At 35.6% G+C, this 8705-nt stretch carries 3 protein-coding genes; all 3 read left to right on the forward strand.

Features of this window, described 5'->3' with window-relative positions; translation table 11 throughout:
- Window positions 1-257: 257 nt before the first annotated feature.
- Window positions 258-2477 carry a YhgE/Pip domain-containing protein gene (locus tag ACPLVE_RS10530; RefSeq protein ID WP_424611505.1) on the forward strand — a complete coding sequence of 740 codons (2220 nt, stop codon included), beginning with the start codon at window positions 258-260 and terminating at the stop codon, window positions 2475-2477.
- Between the two features lie 153 nt (window positions 2478-2630).
- Window positions 2631-3185 carry a DUF6512 family protein gene (locus tag ACPLVE_RS10535; RefSeq protein ID WP_424611506.1) on the forward strand — a complete coding sequence of 185 codons (555 nt, stop codon included), beginning with the start codon at window positions 2631-2633 and terminating at the stop codon, window positions 3183-3185.
- Window positions 3186-3432: 247 nt separating this feature from the next.
- Window positions 3433-8705 (forward strand): alpha amylase N-terminal ig-like domain-containing protein (locus ACPLVE_RS10540; protein ID WP_424611507.1); only part of this gene is annotated, 5273 nt, incomplete at its 3' end.

Consider the following 8705-nt stretch of genomic DNA (forward strand, 5'->3'; position numbering starts at 1 on the left):
GCGAGCGAAGCGAGCGGCCACCTGAGCCTTTTGGCGAATTGGCCGGTACCCCGCCTGAGCCCGAAAAGTGAGCCTTAGTTTAGTCGCTTTGCAACTCTGGAGCATTAACACAAAATGCCACTTAAATTAATATGGTTTTGTCAACAAACTGTAACACCTCGAAAGAGGTGTTTTTTATTGACTTTTAAAGGAAGTGCGAATATAATATTTATTGTACTGACTAGTCAGTATAAATTTTAAAGTAGGGAGGGCGAAATGTGAAGGCACTTAAAGTAGCAGCAAAAGAGTTAGAGAGGATAATAAAAAGCAGATTTATAAGAGTAGCAGTAATTGTTGTGGCTTTTATGCCTTTGCTTTATAGCTTTTTATACCTTTACGCTTTTTGGGACCCTTATTCAAAACTGGATAAACTTCCTGTAGCGGTGGTAAATGAAGATAAAGGAGGCATATCAGAGGGTAAAGAGACAAACTTTGGAGATGAAATAGTAAAAAAGCTCAAAGAAGACAAGGAATTTAGATGGGAGTTTACAGACTATAAAAATGCTATTGATGGATTAAAGGGGGAAAAATATTATTTTGCGATTGTAATTCCAGAGGATTTTACTAAAAATCTTTTGACTGTTGATTCAGACCATACCAAAAGAGCCTCAATAGAGTATATAACTAATGACAAGAAAAACTTTTTGGCAACTCAGATAGGAAATAAGGCTATAGAAAGCCTTCAAACAAAAATATCTAATTCCATAAGAAAAGGATACATTGATACTATATTTAAAAATTTGCAAGAACTGGGCAAAGGCTTAAAAGAAGCATCAGAAGCGGAAAATAAACTTTCAGCAGGCAGTTTAGAACTCTCGAATGGAGTAGAAAAGTTAAGTAATAATATGAATAAAGTTACAAAAGGTGGTTTGCAGTTAAAAGAAGGGATTTACAACTTAAAAGAAGGTCTTCCACAGTTGCTTAATGGCTCTGAAGCTTTGTATAACGGAGTAAACATTCTTTCAGAGAAATTTTCATCCTCTGGTGATGTAAAAACTTTGTCAGAAGGTGCAAAATCACTTACAGAAGGAATTTCAAAGCTTAATCAAGGGCTTTATGAGGCATCACAAAGCGCTTTGAAGTTAAAGGAGGGAGTTTCTACACTGACACAGGGGTACAGTCAGCTAGGTCAAAATGTTTCTGATTTTACTCAAAGTGTTTCACAACTGGGGAGTGGATTAGAGCAAATGACGGAATCTTTAGCCCTTGCGCAGAAAGCTCTTCAAGAATATATTGCAAAACATCCAGAGGAAGTGAATGACCCAAACTTACAAAAAGCCCTCCTTATAATTGCAGAAGCAAAATCAGGAGTTAGTTTGATTGAAGAAAATAACCTAAATAAGAGATTATACCAAGTTCAACAGCTAAGTGATGCACTTTCTAAATTGCAACAAGCTTCCATTTCATTAAATAATGGAATGGATTCTTTAGCAGCAGGACTTTCATATATGACCAATGCTTCTTCTCAATTAGTGGAAGGTTCAGGTAAATTGTATTTTGGTTTGTCTCAGTTTACAGAAGGCATTAAGATAGCTGGAGAAAAGTTAAAGGATGTCTCGGATGGATTGTATAGATTGAATACGGGAATAAAAAATGTAAATGATGGGGTTTCAAAGCTTTATGATGGAATTGTTCCCTTATCGGAAGGAATTTCGGCTTTAAAGAATGGTGCTTTAAAGCTTTCTGAAGGTGCTAGAACATTGCACGACAATCAATTTCTTTTAGCGCAGAAATTAAACGATGCTTCTTTAAAACTACAGCCATCAGAATTTGGTTCTGATAAAAGAGATGTGCTAAATGAGCCTATCATTTTAGAGACAAAAAAACTTTATCCTGTTAAAAATTATGGGATAGGATTTGCACCTTATTTTATACCCCTTTCCCTTTGGGTAGGTTCTCTTATCCTCTTTTTCTTGATAGACATATTTGACAGAGATAAATATGAAGGATTAAGTAATGTTTCAATTCAAATAGGCAAATTTATTTCGCTGGCAGTTGTTGGCATAGTACAATCTTTTGTATCCAGTTTTATTCTGGTAGAAGGCTTGAAATTAGATGTCCATAATCTTTTATATTATTACTTCATAAATGCGGTAATGTCCGTTGCTTTTATCGCTATAATTCAGCTTTTGGTTATGCTTTTTGGTATTGCAGGAAAATTCTTTGCCGTTGTACTTCTAATGCTTCAACTAACCTCCTCAGGAGGAACTTTCCCAATGGAGCTTTTGCCTAAGTTTTTCAATGTGATAAATCCTTACCTGCCGATGACTTACGGAGTGGCAGGGCTAAGAGAAGCGATATCTGGAGATAATATCAGTCTGATACTTCACAATATCTATATTATAGCGGGATTTGGTGCATTGTTTTTGATTTTTACAATCCTTCTAGCTGAGCGAGTAGACAAAATAGAGATAGTACAAAAATTAAGGCAAATGTGAGGAATACCAGAAGGTATTCCTCGTTTTTTATGGATATTGTTCATTCTGTACTTGACTTGTATATGTGATTATGATACTTTAGATTATAGATAATGATAATCATTTTCATAATACTATAAAATACTCTCTAACAATATTGTTAGATACAAATTTATGAAAGTAGTAAAAAATATAAAGGGAGGAGAGAAAGTGAATTTATGGCTTAAAGCTTTTCTTTATGTAGTCATTTTTAGCATATTACATTTTGGTTATGAATTGACAGAATGGAATTTTCTTATTCCTTTTTGTGGAATTAATGAATCAGTATTTCAACATCTAAAAATGGCCTTTTGGGCTTATCTTATCACTAGTATTGTAGAATATGGAATTTTTAGGAAGTCTATTCAAAGAAAAGAACAATTTTTGTATACCCGTCTTTTATCTGCGATTAACATACCATGGTTCACATTGCTTGTGTGGTATCTTATTCCCGCTTTGTTTGGCAGACTGGAAAGTTTACCATTAGAAGTAACCTGGGCACTTTTTACTACTTACTTCTCAGCGGTAGCAATCATGTTGATAGAAAAAGCACAAAATATGGTTCTACTCAATAAGGAGGTCAAGATTGTAATCCTTGTATTTACATTCATTGCGGCATTTATCTTTATTTGGTTTACATATAAATTACCCTGGATAGATTTATTTATAGATCCTGATAAAATAAAATGAAAAAGAAATAAGCTACTTTATTACATGATTTTTTATTTTTGTAAGGATATTGACAGTTCTGTTTTTCAAATATATAATATCCTTTAAGGGGGAAAACGATTGCGCAAAAATTTGCATTCTATGTCAAATTGGCGCATATATTTTTTCACATTTTATTAAAGCGTTTGCACAAATAGGGGGTGATAAAAAATTGGAATATTTTTATAGGTATTGAAAATGTGTCTATATTGTAGAAAGGAGGATGCTTATGAGTAGTAAAAGGAAATTTTTAGGGATTTTGTTGGCATTCGTGTTAGTTTTTTCTGCATTATTTAGTTACTTTCCAGGGCAGCTGGTTAAAGCTTCAGTGGATGAAGCTAAAGTTACAGCCGTAGTAGCAGGGAATTTCCAGTCAAAATTGGGAGATAATGATTGGAACGGTAGCAGTAGCGTAACAAAGATGAACTATAAAGGTTATGGGTTTTACGAATATGAAACACCGATTGCACTGCCTGCTGGAGATTATGAATATAAAATTGTGATTGATTCTTCTAGATGGATACCAGAAGGTTATGGCAACAATTTAAAATTTCATCTTGAGTCTTCTTCAAAAGTAACTTTTTACTTTAACTATAATACTTTAAAGATAACCGACTCTACAAGATATACTCCTATTCCTGAAGATAAACTTCCTAGAGTCGTTGGAACTATACAATCTGCGATAGGAGCAGGGAATGATTGGGATCCTTCATCATCTACTGCTATAATGAGGGATTATGAATTTAGAAATATTTATGAATTTAGTGCAAACGTTCCAAAAGGAAATTACTTATTTAAAGTTTTTTATGACAATAACTGGTACGGGGATAATAGTTATGGATTAGAATATGGCAATATCCCTTTAAATTTAGATAAAAATTCTAAAGTTACATTTTATTTTGATATAACTTCTTACAAAATATGGACAGAAGTGACATCTATAGATTCATTAGTACCATCAGTGCCTACAAGGCCTTTAAATGACATATATTATGATGCTTTAAAACATGATACACATGACCCATTTTTCCGTTCACCTTTTGGTGCGATTAAAACGGGTGAAATTGTTACATTGAGGATACAGGCAAGAAATAATAATTTGGAATCGGCTATTATTTCTTACTGGGATGATGTGAAAAAAACAAGAACTGAAGTGCCAATGTATAGGATTGGAGAAAGCCCAGATAGGCAATATGAGTATTGGGAAGTAAAACTCTCTTTTGATCATCCTACAAGAATTTGGTATTATTTTATATTAAAAAATGGGACAAAAGTTGCTTATTACGGAGATACTGAAGAACAATTAGGGGGAGTGGGAAAACCTTCAGATACGGTAGGTAAAGATTTTGAGATAACCGTATACGATAAAACTCTAGATACGCCTGACTGGATGAAAGGGGCGGTAATGTATCAGATATTCCCGGATAGATTTTGTAACGGAGATACATCGAATGACCACCTTAAAAAATATAGCAGGGGGTTTGAGCCTGTAGAATATCACGATGACTGGTATGACTTACCTGATAATCCAAATGATAAAGGTAAACCTGGCTATAAAGGGGATGGCATATGGAGTAATGACTTTTTTGGAGGAGATTTGAAAGGTATAATTAACAAATTAGGCTATCTAAAAGAATTAGGCATTTCTGTAATTTATTTAAATCCAATATTTCAATCTCCTTCGAATCACAGGTATGATACTACTGACTACACAAAAATAGATGAGCTTTTAGGGGATATTGATACTTTTAAGACTTTAATGGAAGAGGCTCATAAAAGAGGTATAAAGATAATACTTGACGGTGTATTCAATCATACGAGTGATGACAGTATTTATTTTGATAGGTATGGTAAATACTTAAACAAAGGAGTTTTGGGCGCTTATCAAGCATGGGAACAGGGAGATCAGTCAAAGTCTCCATATGGTGACTGGTATGAGATAAAACCTGATGGTACCTATGAAGGATGGTGGGGATTTGACAGCCTGCCTGTCATAAGGCAGATTAACGGGAGTGAGTACAATGTAAAAAGTTGGGCCGATTTTATTATAAATAATCCTGATGCTATATCCAAATATTGGCTAAACCCGGATGGAGATAAAGACAAAGGAGCTGATGGATGGCGCTTAGATGTAGCTAATGAAGTGGCTCATGATTTCTGGGTACACTTTAGAGAGGCTATCGATACTGTTAAACCAAAGGCTCCGATGATTGCTGAAATCTGGGATGATGCGTCATTAGATTTACTGGGAGATTCGTTTAATTCGGTAATGAATTACCTTTTCAGGAATGCTGTGATAGATTTTGTGCTAAATCAAAACTTCGATGACGGAAATGTTGTTCACAAACCTATAGATGCTTCTAAACTAGATCAGAGACTAAAAAGCATCTATGAAAGGTATCCATTGCCGGTATTTTACTCTACAATGAACCTTTTGGGTTCTCACGACACAATGAGAATATTAACAGTTTTTGGCTATAATTCTGCAGATGAAAATCAAAATTCTCAAGGTGCAAAAGACCTTGCGGTAAAAAGGTTGAAACTTGCTACTATACTCCAAATGGGTTATCCAGGTATGCCTTCTATTTACTACGGTGACGAAGCAGGACAATCAGGAGGGAAGGACCCAGACAACAGGAGAACTTTCCCATGGGGGAGAGAAGACAAAGACTTGCAGGACTTCTTTAAAAAGGTTGTAAACGTGAGAAATGAAAATCAAGTTTTAAAGACGGGAGATTTAGTGACTTTATATGCAGAAGGTGATATCTACGCTTTTGGTAGAAGAATTATAAATGGGAAGGACGTCTTTGGCAATTCTTATCCCGACAGTGTGGCTATTGTAGTACTTAACAGAGGAAATTCTTCTAAATCTGTGGTAATAGATACTACAAAGTTTATAAGAGATAGAGTTGCTTTTACAGATGTTTTAAGTGGAAAGAATTATACTATCGACGATGGACGAATAGTCGTAGAAGTTGGGGCAATGGATGGAGCAATACTCATTTCAGATACAGGACAGAATTTAACAGCACCTACTCCTATCAGTGATTTAAAGGCTATATCAGGTAACGGCAAGGTGGAACTTTCATGGAGTGCAGCAGATAAGGCCGTAAGCTATAATGTTTACCGTTCTACAGTAAAGGGAGGACTTTACGAAAAAATAGCTTCAAATTTGAAGGATACTAGTTATACTGATATATCTGTTATAAATGGATTAAAGTATGTGTACGCTATTACAGCAGTCGATATGGATGGCAATGAGAGCAGTTTAAGCAATGAAGTTGAAGCATATCCGTCTGTTCCTATCGGATGGGCAGGGAATATGAATCAGGTTGATACACACATAATAGGGGTAAATAATCCTGTCAAAGTGTACGCTGAAGTTCGGGCTGAAGGTTTAACAGAGAAGCCAGGGCAGGGAGAAAATATTATTGCACAATTAGGATACAGATACATTGGGGATACTGTAGGAGATACTGTGTATAATTCAGTCTACAACATAATAGATGGCGTTGTAATAAGCGAAGATTGGACGTGGATTGAAGCAAAGTATGTGGGTGATTCAGGAAACGACGATAAATATATGGCAGAATTTATACCTGATATTGTAGGCAAGTGGGAGTACATCATGAGATTTTCATCCAACCAGGGACACGATTGGGTTTACACTAAAGGATCTGATGGTAAAACAGATGAAGCGAAACAATTTTTAGTCATGCCCTCTGATGATAAACAGCCGCCAACTGCTCCAGTATTGGAACAGCCTACTACAGAATCTTCTAAAGTTACACTTAAATGGAGCGAATCTGCTGATAATGTGGCTATTTATGGATATGAAGTTTATAGATCCGATAATGAAGGGGGACCTTTTGTAAAAATTGCGACAGTAGGGAAGGATACTCTTACCTATGTGGATACAAGTGTTTTGAATGGAAAGACGTACTACTACAAAGTTGCAGCAGTTGATACTTCTTTCAATAGGACTGCATCTAATTTGGTTAAAGTTACTCCAGATATAATACCGGTAGAGGTTACATTTAATGTGACAGTGCCAGACTATACCCCTGATGAGGGGATATATATTGCGGGAAGCTTTCCTGATGCTTTCTGGAATCCAGGAGCAAAGAAAATGGAAAAAGTAGGAGATAATGAATATGCTATTACCTTAGTACTAAATGAAGGTACGGAATTAGAGTATAAATACACTCGAGGCGACTGGGGTAAAGTAGAAAAGGGAGAGTACGGAGAAGAGATTTCAAACAGAAAAATAAAGGTTATAAATCAAGGTTCCAACAAAATGGTGATAAATGACACAGTTCAGCGCTGGAGAGATATCCCAATATATATCTATTATCCGAAAAATGATGAAAGAGTTGATGCAAGCACAAATCAGATTGAAGTTAAGGGAGATACTTATAAAGGAGCTAAAGTTACAATAAATGGAGAATCATTTGTACAAAATGAAAATGGCACATTTGTAAAAAAAGTTACTCTTGAATATGGGGAGAATATAATCAGAATTCACGTGGAACCTAATGATGGCAGCAATAATTCTGAGTTGATAAAAGATATAGAAATAAAGGTTGTAAGGGAAACTGTGTCTTCATTACCAGAGCCACAGCCAACACCATCACCCGAACCACAACCAACGCCAGAGCCACAGCCAACACCATCGCCAGAGCTACAACCGACACCATCACCGGAGCCAAAGACATCTTCAGAGACTAAAGGTGTAGAGGTAAGCCAAGGCAAAGTAATAGAAAGTGCGGATAAAGCAGTACTTGTAGTTGATGAAATAAAAGTATCAAAAGACATAAAAGATTCCACAAGAAAAGAAGTGCAGTTTGACCTTACAAATATATCCACAAAATCTGTAAAAGCATTAGAAATACCCGTAAGTGTGTTAAATCTCATTGCAGAGAATCAAAAAGATGTAATAGTAAAATCAGATGAAATAGCCCTTAAATTTGAATCGAAGGTACTTGCTGTATCAAAAGAAGTGCTGGATTTAATAAACAAGGAAGGCTCAATAACCCTTACAATAGAGAAGAAGTCAAAACCTGAAGCCAACACTTATAAGCCTATGTCAAACGCCTATGACATAACAATAAAAGCAGGAGAAAGCAAGATAAAATTAGAATCCCCTGTTAAACTAACATTTGAAGTGAAAGATGCAAAAGACATAAGAAAAGTTGGAGTATACTATCTAAACGAGGTAACAGGGAAATGGGAATATGTGGGAGGTAAAGTTGATAAAAATACTAACACAGTAACAGCAGAAGTAAAGCACTTCTCAACATACGGAGCGTTTGAATATGACAAGCAGTTCAAGGACGTGCCAAAAGACTTCTGGGCATATGATGTAATAAATGTACTGGCATCAAAGCATATAATAAAAGGCATGGATGATGACAACTTTGTACCAAATGCAAAAATAACAAGGGCAGAATTTGCAGCATTGATGATAAGAGCGCTGGGGATAGAAGAGAAGCCATACAAAGG

This window comes from Caldanaerobacter sp. (assembly GCF_049701115.1).
GTDB lineage: Bacteria > Bacillota > Thermoanaerobacteria > Thermoanaerobacterales > Thermoanaerobacteraceae > Thermoanaerobacter.